Source organism: Sphingobium aquiterrae, assembly GCF_037154135.1.
In the GTDB taxonomy this organism is placed as follows: Bacteria; Pseudomonadota; Alphaproteobacteria; order Sphingomonadales; family Sphingomonadaceae; genus Sphingobium; species Sphingobium aquiterrae.
This window is the reverse complement of the sequence record NZ_JBANFL010000012.1, coordinates 1-18,049: the sequence shown is the minus strand read 5'-3', so window position 1 is coordinate 18,049 and position 18,049 is coordinate 1. Positions and strand designations below refer to the sequence as shown.

Annotated in this window: 18 protein-coding genes and 1 tRNA gene; 14 read left to right on the top strand and 5 right to left on the bottom strand. The window is 65.7% G+C overall.

The window, feature by feature from the left end:
• Positions 1-79 precede the first annotated feature (79 nt).
• Positions 80-955 carry a glycine--tRNA ligase subunit alpha gene (locus WFP78_RS13750; RefSeq protein ID WP_336963272.1) on the bottom strand — a complete coding sequence of 292 codons (876 nt, stop codon included), beginning with the start codon at positions 953-955 and terminating at the stop codon, positions 80-82.
• Positions 956-1,138: 183 nt separating this feature from the next.
• On the opposite strand from WFP78_RS13750, the gene WFP78_RS13745 reads away from it, so the two are divergent.
• From WFP78_RS13745 to WFP78_RS13710, 8 genes are all read left to right on the top strand, one after another.
• A complete protein-coding gene (locus WFP78_RS13745) occupies positions 1,139-2,062 on the top strand; it encodes a TraB/GumN family protein (RefSeq protein WP_336963269.1) in 924 nt (307 codons plus the stop codon).
• Between the two features lie 16 nt (positions 2,063-2,078).
• Positions 2,079-2,966, top strand: coding sequence for a TraB/GumN family protein (locus WFP78_RS13740; RefSeq protein ID WP_336963266.1), 888 nt, complete (start codon positions 2,079-2,081; stop codon positions 2,964-2,966).
• A 125-nt stretch (positions 2,967-3,091) separates the two neighbouring features.
• Positions 3,092-3,706, top strand: a complete 615-nt coding sequence (locus WFP78_RS13735; RefSeq protein ID WP_336963263.1) for a 50S ribosomal protein L25/general stress protein Ctc — start codon at positions 3,092-3,094, stop codon at positions 3,704-3,706.
• A gap of 86 nt (positions 3,707-3,792) precedes the next feature.
• Entirely contained in the window at positions 3,793-4,362 is a 570-nt protein-coding gene (pth, locus tag WFP78_RS13730; protein ID WP_336963260.1) for an aminoacyl-tRNA hydrolase, read from the top strand.
• A 206-nt stretch (positions 4,363-4,568) separates the two neighbouring features.
• Positions 4,569-5,669 (top strand): redox-regulated ATPase YchF, encoded by a 1,101-nt coding sequence (gene ychF / locus WFP78_RS13725; protein WP_336963257.1) that lies wholly within the window; start codon positions 4,569-4,571, stop codon positions 5,667-5,669.
• Positions 5,666-6,157: a DNA-deoxyinosine glycosylase gene (locus WFP78_RS13720; RefSeq protein WP_336963255.1), complete on the top strand. Its 492-nt coding sequence runs from the start codon at positions 5,666-5,668 to the stop codon at positions 6,155-6,157. The genes ychF and WFP78_RS13720 overlap by 4 nt, the downstream gene beginning before the upstream one ends.
• Positions 6,158-6,218: 61 nt before the next feature.
• On the top strand, positions 6,219-7,466 hold the full coding sequence (locus tag WFP78_RS13715; RefSeq protein ID WP_336963252.1) for an alkaline phosphatase family protein: 1,248 nt from the start codon (positions 6,219-6,221) through the stop codon (positions 7,464-7,466).
• Between the two features lie 37 nt (positions 7,467-7,503).
• On the top strand, positions 7,504-7,989 hold the full coding sequence (locus WFP78_RS13710; RefSeq protein ID WP_336963249.1) for a MaoC family dehydratase: 486 nt from the start codon (positions 7,504-7,506) through the stop codon (positions 7,987-7,989).
• A 30-nt stretch (positions 7,990-8,019) separates the two neighbouring features.
• Here WFP78_RS13710 and WFP78_RS13705 read toward each other — a convergent pair whose 3' ends face one another.
• From WFP78_RS13705 to mutL, 3 genes are all read right to left on the bottom strand, one after another.
• Entirely contained in the window at positions 8,020-8,574 is a 555-nt protein-coding gene (locus WFP78_RS13705) for a hypothetical protein (protein ID WP_336963247.1), read from the bottom strand.
• A gap of 44 nt (positions 8,575-8,618) precedes the next feature.
• Positions 8,619-8,912, bottom strand: a complete 294-nt coding sequence (locus WFP78_RS13700; RefSeq protein ID WP_336963245.1) for a hypothetical protein — start codon at positions 8,910-8,912, stop codon at positions 8,619-8,621.
• Between the two features lie 61 nt (positions 8,913-8,973).
• Positions 8,974-10,803, bottom strand: a complete 1,830-nt coding sequence (gene mutL, locus WFP78_RS13695; protein WP_336963243.1) for a DNA mismatch repair endonuclease MutL — start codon at positions 10,801-10,803, stop codon at positions 8,974-8,976.
• 145 nt (positions 10,804-10,948) lie between these two features.
• On the opposite strand from mutL, the gene WFP78_RS13690 reads away from it, so the two are divergent.
• The 6 genes from WFP78_RS13690 to WFP78_RS13665 all read left to right on the top strand — a co-directional run bounded on the left by WFP78_RS13690 (position 10,949) and on the right by WFP78_RS13665 (position 16,890).
• Positions 10,949-11,995: a rod shape-determining protein gene (locus tag WFP78_RS13690; protein WP_336963240.1), complete on the top strand. Its 1,047-nt coding sequence runs from the start codon at positions 10,949-10,951 to the stop codon at positions 11,993-11,995.
• A gap of 23 nt (positions 11,996-12,018) precedes the next feature.
• On the top strand, positions 12,019-12,945 hold the full coding sequence (gene mreC, locus WFP78_RS13685; RefSeq protein WP_336963237.1) for a rod shape-determining protein MreC: 927 nt from the start codon (positions 12,019-12,021) through the stop codon (positions 12,943-12,945).
• Entirely contained in the window at positions 12,945-13,445 is a 501-nt protein-coding gene (gene mreD / locus WFP78_RS13680; protein ID WP_336963235.1) for a rod shape-determining protein MreD, read from the top strand. Before mreC ends, mreD begins: the two co-directional genes overlap by 1 nt.
• A complete protein-coding gene (mrdA, locus tag WFP78_RS13675; RefSeq protein WP_336963233.1) occupies positions 13,442-15,535 on the top strand; it encodes a penicillin-binding protein 2 in 2,094 nt (697 codons plus the stop codon). Before mreD ends, mrdA begins: the two co-directional genes overlap by 4 nt.
• Positions 15,532-16,638, top strand: a complete 1,107-nt coding sequence (gene rodA, locus WFP78_RS13670; protein WP_336963230.1) for a rod shape-determining protein RodA — start codon at positions 15,532-15,534, stop codon at positions 16,636-16,638. The genes mrdA and rodA overlap by 4 nt, the downstream gene beginning before the upstream one ends.
• 176 nt (positions 16,639-16,814) lie before the next feature.
• A tRNA-Lys gene (locus WFP78_RS13665) sits at positions 16,815-16,890 on the top strand.
• 11 nt (positions 16,891-16,901) lie between these two features.
• On the opposite strand, the gene WFP78_RS13660 is transcribed toward WFP78_RS13665, so the two are convergent.
• A complete protein-coding gene (locus tag WFP78_RS13660; RefSeq protein ID WP_336963227.1) occupies positions 16,902-17,732 on the bottom strand; it encodes a site-specific integrase in 831 nt (276 codons plus the stop codon).
• Between the last annotated feature and the right edge of the window lie 317 nt (positions 17,733-18,049).

Genomic DNA, 18,049 nt, shown 5'->3' with positions numbered 1-18,049 from the left:
GCAAAATTTTCCCAGCTCTTCATGGCCATCCCTGCGGAGGCGGAAATGACGAAAAGGGGCTCGGACGGGCTGATCATCATCACGCCGCCCACCCGTTCACCTGCATCCACGCCTCGCAGCTGCCCTTCGCCAGATCGCGCACGCGGCCGATATAGCTGGCCCGCTCCTGCACGGAGATGACGCCGCGCGCCTGCAGCAGGTTGAAGCAATGGCTGGCCTTGATCGCCTGTTCATAGGCGGCGAGCGGGATATCGGCGGCGATGCAGCTCTGGCATTCCGCCTCCGCATCCCTGAACCAGCGGAACAGCTTGTCGGTATCGGCGATCTCGAAATTCCATTTCGACATCTGCTTTTCATTCTCAAGGAACACGTCGCCATAGCTCACGCCCGCGTCGTTGAAGCGCAGGTCGTACACATTGTCGACACCCTGGATATACATGGCCAGGCGCTCAAGCCCATAGGTCAGCTCGCCCGTCACCGGCTTGCAGTCGAAGCCGCCCATCTGCTGGAAATAGGTGAACTGGGTGACTTCCATACCGTCGCACCACACTTCCCAGCCAAGGCCCCAGGCGCCTAGCGTCGGGCTTTCCCAGTCATCCTCGACAAAGCGGATGTCGTGGACCAGCGGATCGATGCCGATTTCCTTCAGGCTGTTCAGATACAGCTCCTGCAGGTTCGGCGGGCTGGGCTTCAGCACGACCTGATATTGGTAATAATGCTGCAGCCGGTTGGGGTTCTGGCCATAGCGGCCATCGGTGGGCCGGCGGCTGGGCTGCACATAGGCGGCATTCCAGGGATTGGGGCCAAGGCTGCGCAGCGTGGTGGCGGGGTGGAAGGTGCCCGCGCCCACTTCCATGTCATAGGGTTGCAGGATGACGCAGCCCTGTCGGCTCCAATAGGCGTGGAGGGTGAGGATCAGGTCCTGAAAGCTCAGGCTTTTTTCAGGTTGCGCCATGTTTTCCCGGTTCCTGGCTGGGCGGTTGCGTGTTGCGCCGTGCCTTGGCGCATGGGGCGATACGGGTCAAGACGCCCACGCCCGGCTTCCTGCGGCCGCTAACCCTGTTTTGCCCTTGCCGATGCGCCGGCCGCGCCCCATGGAGAAGCCCCATTCCCATTTCGCCCGGAAAGGCGTCGCTCCGTGACACGGCCCTCCCAGTTCCTCGCCGCCCTGCTGCTCCCCTTTTCCCTGCTCGTTTCCAGCCCGGCGCCCGCGCGCGAGCCCGCAGCCGCGCCCGTCACGGTCAAGGCCGATCCGGCGCTGTGGGTGGTGAAGGACAAGGACACGACCATCTATCTGTTCGGCACCGTCCATGTGCTCAAGCCGGGATATGAGTGGTTCACCGGCGGCGTGAAAAAGGCGTTCGACGCGTCCGACGAACTGGTGCTGGAAGTGATCGAGCCGGAAGATCAGGCGGCGATGGGCCGTGAAATGGGCGCCATCGGCGTGGCCCCGGCCGACAGCCCGGCGCTCAGCACCCGCCTGACCGAAGAGGCGCGCAGGAAATATATCGCCGCGATGGAGCAGACCGGCCTCCCCTGGCAGGCGTTCGAGCGGTTCAAGCCGTGGATGGCGGGCATGGTCCTCTCCGTCGCGCCGCTGACGAATCTGGGTTATGACCCCAAGCTGGGCGTGGAGAAGGTGTTGAGCGCCGCCGCCAAGGCCAATGGCAAGACGATCGGGGCGCTGGAAACCGTCTCGCAGCAGCTGGGATTCTTCAACGGCCTAGACGACGGCCAGCAGATTGCCTTTCTCAACGCCACGGTCGATGGCCTGCCCGAGGCGGAAAGCCAGTTCGCCAGCCTGATGGCGAACTGGGCCGCGGGCGACCCCGATGCGCTGGCGAAAGAGATGAACGAATCGCTGGAAGCGACGCCCGTGCTGGCGAAGGTGCTGATCGAGGATCGCAACGCCAACTGGGCGCAGTGGATCGACAAGCGGCTGGAAACGCCCGGCACGGTCTTCGTCGCGGTGGGCGCGGGGCATCTGGCGGGCGCGCCCAGCGTACAGCAGAAGCTCAAGGCGCTCGGTATCCACGCAAAGCGCGTGAAGACGCAGCGCTGAGCCGGCGCCTGGCCCGATGATCCGCCGGCCCGTCCTGTTGTGCGCCCTGCTTTGCGCCCTGCTGCTGACCTCCGCCTGCGGCAGCCAGCCCGCCCTGCGCACGGACGGCAAGGGACCGGCGCTGTGGCGGATCGAAAAGGGAGAGACGCGGGGCTATCTGTTCGGCACGGTCCATGCGCTGCCGGACGATGTCGCCTGGGAAACGCCGGCGTTGCGGGACGCGATGGCGGGTGCCGACCGGCTGGTGGTGGAAGCGCGCGGGCTCGATGACAGCGAAATGCTCCAGACGACCTTCCAGTCGCTTGGCCAGAGCCCCGGCCTGCCGCCCATACCCCAGCGATTGCCCGCCGCGGACCGCCCGGCGCTGGACGCGCTGCTGGACGAAGGCGGCCTCAGCGAACCGGCGCTGCGGCCTTATGAAAGCTGGGCGGCGGCCCTCATGCTGTCCACCGTCATCCAGAGCCGGATACAGGTGCATGGCGATCGCGGCGTGGAGGCGACGCTGATGGCGCACTTCAAGGCCGCTGGAAAGCCCATTGACGGCCTTGAAACCGTCCAGCAGCAATTCACCGCCTTCGACCGCCTGCCGGAGGATGCCCAGCGCCGCCTTCTGGCCGACACGGTCCATGAGGCGAACGACGCCCGCACCCGCTATGCCGCCATGATGCAGGCATGGCTGGGCGGCGATCTGGACGCGCTTGCCAGGATGGGCATGGACGGCATGGCGACAGACCCGGCCCTTGCCGGCCCGCTGCTGCATGACCGCAACGCCGCCTGGGCGGCGCGGATCGATGGGATGCGGGGCCGCCCCTTCATCGCCGTCGGCGCCGCGCATCTCACCGGGCCGGGCAATGTCGCGGAACTGCTCGCCAGGCGCGGCTGGCGCGTGACGCGGGCGCAATAAGCCCCAAAATGGGGCCCCACCCCTTGCTTTTGCGCCCATAGCTGCTAAAGGCGCCGCTTCCCGCCGTGGTCATCCCTGGAGGCGTGTCGGGAAAACATACTCAACCAGCTTTTGGAGACATGCACATGAGCGATCAGCTTACGCTGTCGGCCGAGGCACGCGATCGGGCAGGCAAGGGAGCCTCCCGCGCCCTCCGCCGTGAGGGCCGCGTACCCGCCGTCATCTATGGAAACAACGAAGAACCCACCATCGTCCACGTCGAAGAAAAGGCGCTGAACAAGCTGCTGGGCACCGGCCACTTCTTCAACTCGGTCGTCATGGTCGAGGTTGGCGGCAAGGCCATCCGCACCCTGCCGAAGGACGTTGCCTTCCATCCCGTCAACGATCGCCCGCTGCATGCCGATTTCCTGCGCGTGTCCGAACATGCCTCCGTGCATGTCAACGTCCCCGTCCGCTTCGAGAATGAAGAAGGTTCGCCGGGCCTGAAGCGCGGCGGCGTGCTCAACGTCGTTCGCCATGAAGTCGAACTGATCGTCGATGCCGCCGAGATCCCCGACGATGTCGTCGTGGACCTGAAGGGCTTTGAAGTGGGCGATTCGATCCACATCAGCGCCGTGGCCCTGCCCAAGGGCGCGAAGCCCGCGATCGAAGACCGCGATTTCACCATCGCGACGATCGTGGCACCTTCCGCCCTGAAGAGCCAGGAAGGCGAGAGCGAGGCGGCGGAAGGCGAGGCGTAATCCTCTCCCTCTCTACCCTCGTCACGAGGTTCAGTCCCGTCCGCTTGGCAACGAGCGGACGGGATTTTCATTTGGGAAGCGGCGCGATGCAATTGTGGGTGGGCCTGGGCAATCCGGACGGCGAATATGCGATGAACCGCCACAATGTGGGCTTCATGGCGCTGGACGTCATCGCCGACATGCATCGCTTTTCGCCCTGGAAAAAGCAGTTCAAGGGGGTGTTCAGCGAAGGGCGGATCGGCAACGAGAAGGTGATGCTGATCAAGCCCCAGACCTTCATGAACGAAAGCGGCCGCGCGGTCGGGGAAGCCATGCGCTTCTACAAGCTGGCGCCGCAGGACGTCACGCTCTTCCATGACGAGCTGGACCTTGCGCCGATGAAGGTGAAGGTGAAGCGCGGCGGCGGCACGGCGGGGCATAACGGCCTGCGCTCGACCGACCAGCATATCGGCCCGGACTTCCGCCGCGTCCGCATCGGCATCGGCCATCCCGGCCACAAGGACCGCGTGACCGGCTATGTGCTGGGCAATTACCACAAGAGCGAGGGCGAAGCGCTGTCCGACATGCTGGGCGCCATCGCCGCCGAAGCGCCCTGGCTGGCGGCGGGCGACGACGTGCGCTTCATGAACGACGTGGCGATGCGGCTGGCGGACTGATTGGATGCCAACGTGCTCCTGCGAAAGCAGGAGCCCAGGGTTCAGACGCACGACCAAGCATCCTGGGCTCCTGCTTTCGCAGGAGCACGGCCCCATATCCCTCAGCGGAAGGGCTGGCTTTTGCGCCCGGAATTGCCTATCGCGCCCGCCATCATGGAGCCGCTGCCCCGGACAACCGGAAGCGCGGCGCACAGCAGGAAGAGCAAATGGGTTTTCGTTGCGGTATCGTCGGGCTTCCCAATGTCGGGAAATCCACCCTGTTCAATGCGCTGACGGAGACGCAGGCGGCGCAGGCGGCGAACTATCCCTTCTGCACGATCGAGCCCAATGTCGGGCAGGTCGCCGTGCCCGATCCGCGGCTGGACGAGATCGCCCGCATCGGCGGCAGCGCCAAGATCATCGAGACGCAGCTGGCCTTTGTCGATATCGCCGGGCTGGTGCGGGGCGCGTCCAAGGGCGAAGGTCTGGGCAACCAGTTCCTGGCCAATATCCGCGAGGTGGATGCCATCGTCCATGTCCTGCGCTGTTTCGAGGATGACGACATCACCCATGTCGAGGGCAAGGTGGACCCCATTGCCGACGCCGAGACGGTCGAGACCGAACTGATGCTCGCCGACCTCGAAAGCCTGGAAAAGCGCGTGCCGGCCCTCGCCAAGAAGGGCACGGGCGGCGACAAGGAAGCCAAGGTGGCCGCCGCCGTGCTCGGCCAGGCGCTGGAGCTGCTGCGCGAGGGCAAGCCCGCCCGCCTCACCCGGCCCAGGGATGTCGAGGAGGAAAAGCATTTCCTGCAGGCGCAGCTACTGACGGCCAAGCCTGTACTCTACGTCTGCAATGTCGAGGAAGAAAGCGCCGCCGCCGGCAATGCCCATTCCGCCCGCGTGTTTGAAAAGGCGGCGGCAGAGGGCGCCAAGGCCGTGATCGTCTCTGCCGCGATCGAGGCTGAACTCATCACCATGCCGGTCGAGGAACGCGGCGAATATCTCGACGCGCTGGGCCTCACCGAAGCCGGCCTCGCCCGCATCATCCGCGCGGGTTACGAGCTGCTCGGCCTCATCACCTTCTTCACCGTCGGCCCCAAGGAAGCCCGCGCCTGGACCGTCCACAAGGGGTCGAAGGCGCCGCAGGCCGCCGGCGCGATCCATACCGATTTCGAAAAAGGCTTCATCCGCGCCGAAACCATGGCCTTTGCCGACTATGTCCAGTTCGGCGGCGAGGCGGGCGCGAAGGAAGCGGGCAAGTGGCGCGCCGAGGGCAAGGACTATGTGACGCAGGACGGCGACATCATGCTGTTCCGCTTCAACGTGTGACCCTCAAAAGCGCTTTTCCGCCCAGCATCACGCCGGACACCCGGCTCCTCATCCTCGGCAGCCTGCCCGGCGAGCGATCGCTGGCGGCCGGCGAATATTATGCCCATCCCACCAATGCGTTCTGGTGGCTGATGGGCGAGGTGACGGGCGCGCCGCTGCCCGCCCTCCCCTATGCCGATCGGCTCGCGCGCCTCGCCGCGCTCCATATCGGCCTTTGGGACGTGATCGCGACAGCCCGGCGGCAAGGGAGCCTGGACACCGCCATCCGGGACGCGACCGACCGCGATCTGGCCGGTTTCGCCCGCGCCCTGCCCGCATTGCGCGCCATCGCCTTCAACGGCGGCGAGGCCGCGCGGCGCGGGCGGCGGCAGCTGGCCGGTGTCGATGATTATGCGCTGATCGACCTGCCTTCCTCCAGCGCCGCCCATGCCGGCCTGCCGCGCGCGGCCAAGCGCGACGCATGGATGCATTTGCGCGACTGGCTGTAGCCGTCACTTTACCGTCATCGGACTTCTGGTAGGGCTTGGGAACATCCAGCCGGGATTCGCCATGCCTTCTGCCCTCCGCGCGCTTTTTCTTCCCCTGCTTGCGGCCCTCGCCGCCTGCGCCTCCACCGGGCAACGCCCCGCTCCGCCAGCCGCTACAGTCGCGGAAACGCGCGCGCCGATCACCCTGCTGGTGTCGATAGACGGGTTCCGCCCGGCTGTGCTGCACCATGGCAGGACGCCCAATCTGGATGCGCTGGCCGACAGCGGCGTGTCCGGCACGATGCGGCCGAGCTTTCCATCCATCACCTTTCCCAATCATATCGCACTGGTGACGGGCCTGACGCCCGATCATCACGGGATTGTCGACAATGCGATGCGCGATCCGCAGCGGCCCGGCATTACCTGGAAAATCTCCGACCCGGCGGTCAACCGCGACCCGTTCTGGTGGGACACGACCGAACCGATCTGGGTCAGCGCCGAGCGCGCCGGCATCCGCACCGCCGTCATGTTCTGGCCGGGATCGGATGCGGCGATCCACGGCGTGCGGCCCTCCAGCTGGTTTCCCTATGATGCGGCCATCACCAGCGCGCAAAGGGTCGATACGGTGCTGGACTGGGCGCGCCGCCCCGCCGCCGCCGAACGCCCCGCCTTCATCACCCTCTATTTCGACGTGGTGGACAAGGCGTCGCATACCCAGGGCTATGATTCCCCCGAAGAGCGCGACGCGATATCGCAGGTCGATACCCAGATCGGCCGCCTGCGCGCCGGCCTTTCGGCCATGGACCAGCCGGTGAACCTGGTCGTCGTGTCCGATCATGGCATGGCGCCGGTGCCGGCCGACCATGTCCGCCCGATCACCGACATCGTCGATCCCGCGATCATGGAATCGATCACGCAGGGCCCCTGGCTCGACATCTATCCCAAGCCCGGACAGGAGACCGCGACGGCCAGGGCGCTGCTGGCCAGGCACGACAATATCGACTGCTGGCGGAAGCAGGATATCCCCGCGCGCTACGGCTATGGCCACAATCCCCGCGTCGCGCCGTTCGTCTGCATGGCGCATCTCGGCTGGAGCTTTGTGGAAAAGCCCCGCGCCTATGTGAAGGGCGAGCATGGCTACGACCCGGACGAGCCCTCCATGCGGGCGCTGTTCATCGCCAGCGGCCCCGCCTTCGACACGGCCTTCCACCCGCCCGAAGGCTTCGCCAATGTCGATGTCTATCCGCTGCTCACCAGGCTGATCGGGATCGCGACCCCGGCCGTGGATGGGAACCCCGCCACGCTTGACGGCCTGATCGCCGGCAAATAGGAATTGCCGTCCCGATAGGTTGCAAGGCAAAATGTAAATGGCGGATGATGGCGCGAACGGCAATGCCGTTGCATATTTCGAGGATATCGCGATCGGCCAGAAGGAGCCCTTCGGCCCCTATGAGGTCAACCGGGACGAGGTGATCGCCTTTGCCTCGGCCTATGACCCCCAGCCCTTCCACCTTGACGACGAAGCCGCCGCCCAGACCCATTTCGGCCGTGTCGCGGCGAGCGGCTGGCATACCACGGCGATGTTCATGAGCATGTTCGTCAAGACCATGCAGGAACAGGGCGAGCGGCAGAAAGCCAGCCTTGGCGCCCTTGGGGTGGATGAACTGCGCTGGCTGCGCCCCGTCTATCCCGGCGACACGCTGAGCGGCGAAATCGAGGTGATCGAAAAGACCCCCTCGCGCAGCCGCCCGGAAATGGGTGTGATCAAGAGCCGCGTCACGGTGCATAACCAGCATGGCGAGCCGGTCCTCTCCATGCAGCCCCTGACCATGGTCCGCACCCGGCCGAAATGACGCGGCGCGGGATGTGCATGCCCTGACGGATCAGGGCATCGGGTGCCCGGCCATCGGTTGATTGGCATGCTCGTCAGCGGCCATCACCCGGATCGTCTCCGCGCCGGCATTGGCGATCTGCACCAAATGGGTACCCGCGGGCAGCGCGAACCAGACGATCTTGCGGATGCCCGAACAGGTCGCCCCATGGCCATGCTCGACGGACGGGGCGAGCGCCTTGCCCGTCACCACATCCACCCATGCCCCCGCCGACAGCGCGATCCCGACCCTGGCCGGCGCCTTGAGCGACAGGCGGAACAGCCCGGCATAACTTTTGGCATCGGGCGCACGGGCAGGATCGGCGGCGAACTGGACATGCGCGACCGGATGCAAGGTCGCGCTGACTGGCTTGCCCAGGATCAGCGACGGCGCGCCCGCCCCATCATGCCCGGCAACGGCCATGCCGCTCTGCGTCCAGCTCGTCCAGGGCTCGGCGATCACCGGCTTTTCGGGACAGGCAGGCGGCGGAGCGCTCGCTTCCGTCTGCGCCCATGCGGCCAATGGCGTCAGCACAGTCAGAGCAAGAAAGAGCGCACGAACGATCATAAAATTACTTCCCTCCAAAGGCCTTTCCTCTCATGCCATGTAAACTACGACGCGACAGCAATGAACGGGCATTCTTTTGGTATAGGAAAAAATTCACTATTATACTCAATCTCTTGAGTGCTGCGGCCAGTCCAGTATTTACAATCTAGAACTTCCCAACTTTTCGTACTGGGCGTGACAACTGGCCCCACGATTGCAGAGTTATCCGCTTGCCAACGCCGCTCAGAAACAAGAATCCAGCGCCCGCCAAACAACAACACGCCCTCGCACAACGCCACAAATGCTAGAAAAAACATAAGCGACGCCTTAATTGGTTCCCGCCGATCAATAATTTTCATTATGTTCATTCATCCACCTACAACATCTTGGATTGTGGCATTGACATCTATCCCAATCCAGTCACTTCCTTCCAAACAGCTTCTCGATATCGCCATGGCCCAGCTTCACCCAGGTCGGGCGGCCATGGTTGCACTGGCCGCTGCGCGGCGTCACTTCCATCTCGCGCAGCAGGGCGTTCATCTCGGCGACGGAGAGCGTGCGGCCGGCGCGGACCGATCCGTGGCAGGCCATGGTCGCGGCGATGTGATTGAGGCGGTCCTTCAGGGTCAGGGCTTCGTCATGGGCGGCCAGATCGTCGGCAAGGTCGGTGACGAGGCCATGGACATCGCCCGCGCCCAGCATCGCCGGGCTGGCGCGCACCAGCATGGCGGTGGGGCCGAAGCGCTCCAGCTCCAGCCCGAATTCGGAGAACTCGGCGATCCGCGCCTCCAGCCGGTCGCAGGCGGGCTCGTCCAGTTCCACCACCTCGGGCAGCAGCAACGCCTGCGAGGGCACCCCGGCGCCGTCCAGCGCCCGGCGCATCCGCTCCAGCACCAGCCGTTCATGCGCGGCATGCTGGTCGACCAGCACCAGCCCGTCCTCCGCCTCCGCGACGATATAGGTGCGGGCCACCTGCCCCCGCGCCACGCCCAGCGGGAAGCGCGCGCCCTCGGGCGGGGTCTCGGCGGCGGGTTCGGCGCGGGCCATGGGCGGTGGCGTGATGAAGCCAGGACGCCGGTCGGCAAATTGATAGGCGGGTGACGGCGTTACGGCGCTGTTGGGAAAGCCCGCAGGCCGCTCGCCCACCGCTTCCCCGACAGCATCGAAGATCGGCATCGCGCCGATGGGCGTGGGCGACAGCATGGGCGACAGGGGCTCGGGCCGCCATGCCGCGAAACTGGCGGGATCGGCGCGCTGCACCGACCGGAAGCCGGCCTCGTCCAGCGCGCGCTTCAATCCGCCCACGATCATGCCGCGCACCAGCGCCGGATCGCGGAAGCGCACTTCCGTCTTGGCCGGATGCACATTCACGTCCACCTCGCCCGGCGACAGGTCGATGAACAGGGCGACGACCGGATGCCTGTCCCGCGCCAGCAGGTCGGCATAGGCGCCGCGCAATGCGCCGATCAACAGCCGGTCGCGCACCGGGCGGCCGTTGACGAACAGGAACTGATGGTCGGCCACGCCGCGATGATAGGTGGGCAGGCCCGCGACCCCGCTCAGCGCCACGCCGTCGCGCTCCAGCGAGACGATGACGTGATTTTCCGCCAGCGCCCGGTCGGTGAGCGCGGCGACGCGATCCTCCCGCGCCTCCCCCGCCTGCACGCCCAGCGCGCGGCGGCCATCATGCTCCAGGGTGAAGGCGATGTCCGGCCGCGCCATCGCCAGCCGCCGGACGATGTCCAGGCAGGCGGCATATTCGGACCGGGCGGACCGCAGGAACTTGCGGCGGGCGGGCACGCGGGCAAACAGCTGCTCCACCCGGATGCGGGTGCCCGGCACCAGCGCCGCCGGCCCCTCCTCCGCCACCACGCCATTGTCGACCACGCGCCGCCAGCCTTCGCCGTCGCGCGGGCGGCTCTCGATCGACAGGCGGGCGACGCTGGCGATGGAGGGCAGGGCTTCGCCCCGGAACCCCAGGGTCGAAACCAGCTCGATGGCATCGTCCGGCAGCTTCGATGTCGCATGGCGCTCCAGCGCCAGCGCCATGTCGGCCGCGCTCATGCCGCAGCCATCGTCCACCACCTCTATGCCGTCCAGCCCGCCCGCCGACAGGCGAATCGCGATCCGCCCCGCCCCAGCATCCACGGCGTTTTCGACCAGTTCCTTGAGCGCGCTGGCCGGTCTCTCGACCACTTCGCCCGCGGCGATACGATTGACCAGATGTTCGGGCAGGCGGCGTATTGACATATGGCAGTGACTAGCCCAAGCGAGCGCATTCCGCGACCGCTGCCCGACATTTTTTTGCATTTTACCAAAGGGCGCGGCACAGGCGGTTATATGGACTTTCGCATGGCCCGCGGAGCCCCCGCTGGTCGGCTGGACAGGGACAAGCATGTCGATTTTCTCGCGCCTCTTCAAATTCTCCTCGCAAGACATGGCCATCGACCTCGGCACGGCGAACACCGTCGTTTATGTGCGCGGGCGCGGCATCGTGTTGAACGAGCCCTCCGTGGTTGCGGTGGAGACGCTGAACGGCGTGAAGCGGGTCAAGGCCGTGGGCGACGACGCCAAGATGATGATGGGCAAGACACCCCACACGATCGAGGCGATCCGCCCGCTGCGCGACGGCGTGATCGCCGACATCGACGTCGCCGAACAGATGATCAAGCATTTCATCACCAAGGTGCATGGCGGCAAGTCGCGCCCGTGGCGCTTCCCCGAGATCGTGATCTGCGTGCCTTCGGGCTCCACCTCGGTCGAGCGCCGCGCCATTCGTGACGCGGCCAGCAATGCCGGCGCCAGCCAGGTGTTCCTGATCGAGGAGCCGATGGCCGCCGCGATCGGCGCCGACATGCCCGTCACCCAGCCCATCGGATCGATGGTGGTCGACATCGGCGGCGGCACGACCGAAGTCGCCGTGCTTTCGCTGCGCGGCCTTGCCTACACCACGTCGGTCCGCGTGGGCGGCGACAAGATGGACGAGGCGATCGTCTCCTTCGTCCGCCGCCACCACAATCTGCTGATCGGCGAAGCCACCGCCGAGCGGATCAAGAAGGAATATGGCGTGGCCCAGGCGCCCGCCGACGGCGTGGGCGCGATCATCCACATCAAGGGCCGCGACCTTGTGAACGGCGTGCCCAAGGAAATCACGATCAACCAGGGCCAGATCGCCGACGCGCTGGCCGAGCCTATCGGCACCATCGTGGAGGGCGTGCGCATCGCGCTGGAGAACACCGCACCGGAACTGGCGGCGGACATCGTGGATCAGGGCATCGTGCTCACCGGCGGCGGCGCGCTGCTGAAGGGGCTGGACGACGAACTGCGCGACGAGACGGGCCTGCCCGTGACGGTCGCGGAAGATCCGCTGACCTGCGTTGCCATCGGCACGGGCCGCGCGATGGAAGACCCGATGTTCCGGGGTGTATTGCAGACAGCCTGACGGCATAGGGAGGGGGACGAGCGATGGCGCGGCCACCCAGCCGGCGCCCCGGATATGACCGGAAGGCGCAATATGGCTTGTTCGCAAGCTATGTGATCGCCGTGACCGGTGCATGTGTGGGGTTGCTGCTTGTCGTCGTGGCGATCTTCGACCCCACCGGCTTTGCGGCGATCCGTTCCGGCACGCAGGAAATCACCCGGCCCGCTTCGGCGGGGCTGAGCAATCTGGTGAGCGGCATCGGCTCCCTGGACGAGCATGTCGCCGCCTATTTCCTGGCGGGCTCCCAGAATATCGGCCTGCGCCGGCAGGTGGACGCCAACCGCACCCGCCTGATCGAGGCGGCGGCCATCGAGCAGGAGAATATCCGGCTCAAGAAGCTGCTGAAGCTGGTCGAGACGGAGCGGGACAGCGTCGTCACCGCACGCCTCATCAGTTCCTCGTCCAGCAGCACGCGCCGCTTCGCGCTGCTCAATGCCGGCCGCCTGCAGGGTGTGCAGCCGGGCATGGGCGTGCGCGCGCCCGAAGGACTGGTCGGCCGCATCTACACCGCCGGGCCCAACAGCGCGCAGGTGCTGCTGTTGACCGATGGCAGCAACATCATCCCCGTGCGCCGGGCCAGCGACAATATCGCCGCGCTTTCCACCGGGCTGGACGACGGCACGCTGGAAATCCGCGCGCTTTCGGCCGGGCGCAATCCGTTCAAGCCGGGCGACATCATGGTGACGTCGGGCACCGGCGGCCTGTACAAGCCGAATGTCCCGGTCGCGATCGTCGTGCGGCTGCGCGGGGAGGCGGCGATTGCCGTGCCGCTCGCCAGCCCGGCGCGCGTGGACGCCGTGATGGTGCAGCGCCCCTATCAGGAAATGGTCGCGCGCACGCCGTCGGGGGCGACCGATGAAACCGGCGCCCCGGTCGCCGCACCGCCCGAAAACGCATCGGGCACACCCTGATGCCGCGCCTTGGCTATTATCCCTCGCGCTGGCGGCTGGAAAGTACGCCCATCATCACGGTGATGCTGGGGTCGATGTCCACCGCGCTACCGGTGATCGCGCAATCCCCGATCATGCCGCCCTTCGGCCTGCTGCTGCTGCTGTCCTGGCGATTGCTGCGGCCGGAACTGTGGGCGGCGTGGATCGCCCTGCCTCTCGGTCTGTTCGACGACCTGATGAGCGGCCAGCCGCTGGGCAGCGCCGTCTTCCTGTGGACCATGGTGATGATCGGCATCGACGTGATCGATCGCCGCCTGTTGTGGCGCGATTACTGGCATGACTGGCTAATCGCGGTGCTCGCCATTACCTTCTGCCTGGCAGGGGGATTATTGTTCGCGCGTCTGACCGGCGGCGGAGGAAGGCTTGTTCTTGTCGTGCCGCAGATGATCGGCTCCATCCTCATCCATCCCTTCGTCGCCCGCCAGTGCGCGCGGATCGACCATTGGCGCCTGATGTCATGAAATTTTCCCGGAAGCCCCGGCAGGTCGTGACCGAGGGCAGCCAGACATTCTCCTTCACCCGCCGGGCCATGGTGGTCGGCGGCATCCAGGGCGGCATCGGCGCGTTGCTGGCCGCGCGGATGATGTGGATCAGCGTGGCGGAGAACGAGAAATACAAGCTGCTGTCGGAAAGCAACCGCGTCAACCTGACCCTCATCCCGCCGCGGCGCGGGTGGATCATCGACAGGAACGGCCGGCCGCTGGCCAACAACAAGACCGATTTCCGCGTCGACATCATCCCCGATCGCCTGCGCAATGAGGATGAGACGCTGGCCACGCTGGCGCGCCTGCTCGCCCTGCCGCCGGACGAGGTGGACCGCATCCGCGAGGACCTGGCAAAGGCCGCCGGTTTCCAGCCGGTGCAGGTGGCGGAAAACCTGACCTACGATCAGTTCGCCGCCGTCAGCGTGCGCCTGCCCGAACTGCCCGGCGTCGCCCCGGCGCAGGGATTTTCGCGGCATTATCCCGCCGGCGCCACCGTTGGCCATCTGCTGGGCTATGTCGGCATCGCCTCCGCCAAGGATTATGAGGAACGCAAGGACCCGCTGCTCATCACCCCAGGGTTCAAGGTCGGCAAGGATGGGCTGGAAAAGACGTTCGACCGGCAGTTGACCGGCAAGCCCGGCGCCAAGCGGGTCGAAGTGACGGCGCGGGGCAAGATCGTACGGGAACTGACCACCCGCCCCGATGAACCGGGCAACACCATCCGCCTCACCATCGACGCGGGGTTGCAGGAATATGCCGGGCGGCGGCTCGCCACCCAATCCGGCTCCATCGTGGTGATCGACTGCCAGAACGGCAATGTCCTCGCCATGGCCTCCATGCCCAGTTTCGATCCCAACAGCTTTTCCGACGGCATCAGCCATCTGGAATGGGAAATGCTGTCGAAGGACGACCATGTCCCGCTGCGCAACAAGACGCTGCAGGGGCTCTATCCGCCCGGATCGACGGTGAAGCCCATGGTGGCGCTGTCGCTGCTGGAAGCGGGCATCAGCCCCACGGAGACGGTCAACTGCTCGGGCGCGATCCGGGTCGGCAACACGCTGTTCCACTGCCACAAGCGGCGTGGCCATGGTTCCGTGAACATGCGCACCGGCATCGCCCAGAGCTGCGACATCTATTTCTACCAGATGGCGCAGCGCGTCGGCATGGACGTGATCGCCAGCATGGCCCGCCGGGTCGGCATGGGCCAGAAATTCGACCTGCCCTTCCCCAGCCAGAGCTATGGCACCGTGCCCGATCCGGCATGGAAGATGAAGAAATATGGGAAGAAGTGGGAAGTCTACGACACGGTCAACGCCACCATCGGCCAGGGCTATATGCTCATCAACCCGCTGCAGATGGCGGTGATGGCGGCGCGGCTGGCGACAGGCCGCCTGCTGATGCCCAATTTCCTCCATGGCGCCCATCTGCCCGAGCCGGGCTATATCGGCGCCTCGCAGGAGCATCTGACCGTCATCCGCGATGCGATGAGCACGGTGGTGAACGGCGGCGGCACCGGCGGCGCGGCGCGCATGAACATCCCCGGCGTGCTGCTGGCGGGCAAGACGGGCACGGCACAGGTCCGGCGCATCACCATGGCGGAACGGGCCGGCGGCGTGCGCGGCAATGCCGGCCTGCCCTTCAAGCTGCGCGACCATGCCCTGTTCCAGGGCTTCGCGCCGTTCGACAATCCGCGCTATGCGATATCGTGCATCCTCGAACATGGCGGCCACACGATCCGCAACGAGGATTCGCCGATGATCGCCAGCGACACCCTGTCCTACCTGTTCGATCCCGCCAAGGCGATGGAGAAGCTGGAGACGCTGGAAAAGACATGGGGCGGCACGCCTGCCCAGCGCATGGCCGTGCAGATAGACGCGTTCCGCCGCCAAAAGGCGGTCGAGCGCGGCGAGGCCGTGCCGCCGATGGAGAATGCCGCGGAGGCCGCCAATGCCGCCACGCCAGCCGCAGCGCCCGCAGCGGCACCGCCATCCAACGACACCGCGCCCGATCCGGAGGCCGACGATATCCGTCCGGGTGGCACGCCGGTCGCCGGGGGGCCGCGATGAGCATCGTTCCCGCCGGCATTGCCGCCCTCCCCTGGCGCGTGATGATCGTGCTGACGGCCATCGCCTGCTTCGGCTTCGTCGTGCTCTACAGCGCGGCGGGGGGCAGCATCACGCCCTGGGCGATCAACCAGGCCGTGCGCTTCGTCGTGTTCATGGGCATGGCGCTGGCCATCCGCCGCGTTCCCCTGCAACTGATCGCGAACCTCGCCTTCCCTGCCTATGGCGCCATTCTTGTCGCGCTCGTGCTGGTGGAACTGATCGGTGGCGTCGCGGGCGGCAGCCAGCGCTGGATCAACCTGGGCTTCATGCAGCTGCAGCCGTCGGAATTCATGAAGCCTGTCATCGTGCTGGCCGTGGCGCAATTTTATGCGCGGCTGCCGGTGGGGGAATTGCGCGGATGGAACGCCATCTGGCCGGCGCTGGTGCTGATCGGCATTCCCTGGGCGCTGGTGCTGGTGCAACCCGATCTGGGCACCGCCACGATGATCGCAGCGGGCGGAATCACCGTCATGTTTCTTGCCGGATTGCCGCTGTGGCTCTTCATCGGCTCGGGGCTGACGCTTGCCGCGGCGGTGCCGATCGCCTTCAGCTTCCTGCATGACTATCAGCAGAAGCGCGTGCTGATCTTCCTCGATCCGGAAAGCGATCCGCTGGGTTCGGGCTATCATATCAGCCAGTCGAAGATCGCGATCGGCTCCGGCGGCATCTTCGGCAAGGGGTTCCTGAACGGCACGCAAAGCCATCTCGACTATCTGCCCGAGGGTCATACCGACTTCGTCTTCGCGACCATGGCCGAAGAATGGGGATTGCTGGGCGGCATGGCGCTGATCGTCGCCTTCGGCCTGATTTTCCGCTGGGGCTTCCGCGTGGCCCTGCGCACGCCGGACAAATTCTCCCGCCTGGTCGCGGCGGGGCTCACCACCACCATCTTCTTCTATGTCGCCATCAACACGCTGATGGTGATGGGCCTGGCGCCCGTGGTCGGCATCCCCCTACCCTTCATGTCCTATGGCGGCTCCTCGATGCTGACGGTGATGCTGTGCATCGGCATCATCATGTCCATCGACCGGTCGGGCCAGATCGGCGTGCGCAACTGGGGCTGAGCGCTCCGATCGGCAGAAACCCCAGCATTTCGGCACGTCCACGCCCCACCCGGAAAGGCGCCACATAAAAAATCGCGCCAATGATGCATTTCATGGTTGCAAGGCCCGTCAGGGATGCTAATAGCCGCGCCCTGACCAACGGAGACCCGCCCGATGCGGACCTCTCCAGGCAATGTGGACGCATAGCTCAGTTGGTAGAGCAGCTGACTCTTAATCAGCGGGTCCTTGGTTCGAGCCCAAGTGCGTCCACCATATTTTCTTCTTTATATTAAACTACTTAAGTCGGTCCCGGCGATCAGTTTGAGCCGAGGCCGGCTCTCCCTGTGACCATTTTTGTGTTCCGGGCTTTCCAGCATTTCCGGGCAGTCGGGCGGTTCAGGCCCTGTGTCCGGAATAATCAGCTGGTCCGCATAAGGCGCCAGATGCTTCACCGACATGTGGGCGTAACGCCGCACCATCGTTTCCGACTTCCAGCCCCCCAGCTCCTGAAGCACCCAGGTGGGCACGTCATTCTGCCGCATCCAGCTTGCCCAGGTGTGCCGCAGATCGTGCCAGCGGAAATCTTCGATCCCGCAGGCTTTCAACGCCGCACGCCAGGCCCGGTTGTTCGCATTCCTGAGCGGCTTGCCCCGGAACGTGAACACATGCGTCGCATGCCTGCCCTGTTGCCGGGATAGCACCGCCAGAGCCACGTCGTTCAAGGGCACGCCGAGCGCCTCCCCGTTCTTCGTGTCGCCATGCTCGATCGTCGCCATGCGGCGGGTCGTGTCGACCCTGTCCCAGGTGAGACCAAGAATGTTACCCTGGCGCAGCCCCGTCGCGAGTGCGAAGCGTACGACCTCCGCCTGATGAGCCGGGAGACATCCGAGAAGCGTCTTGGCCTGTTCACGGGTGAGATAGCGCACCCTGACCTTGCCGCCGCCCGAGTAGGTCTTGAACGCCGGGATATGCTCGAGCCATTCCCATTCGCGCATCGCCTTCCGGAAGATGGCGCGGATGAGCGCCACGTAGAGATCCTTCGTGCGATCGCTGCGAGTGGCGAGTTGGCGCGAGATAATCCCGTCGATCATGTCCCTGCTCACCTGGTCCAGCATCTTGCCTCTGAGGTACCTGGTGAACCACCGGATCCGGCTCACATCGTCCCGATAGGACTTCTTGTGCGCCTTTTCCTTCAGCCACCGAAGCGCCGCTTCGTCCCAGCTATGCCGGGGCTTCCGCTTCAGCCTGGCAAGATCCCACAGCTCGGCCTTGAGCTTGTCGTGATATTCTAGGGCCTTCAGCCTGTCGGTCGTGCCAGTAGATCGTCTAACGCACGTTCCGTCAGGTGCTGTGAGCTGTCAATCGGCGTGCAAACGGGACCCCTTATCGGCGCGCAAAAGGGACCCCCTGTCAGGATGGCGGAACGTTGATG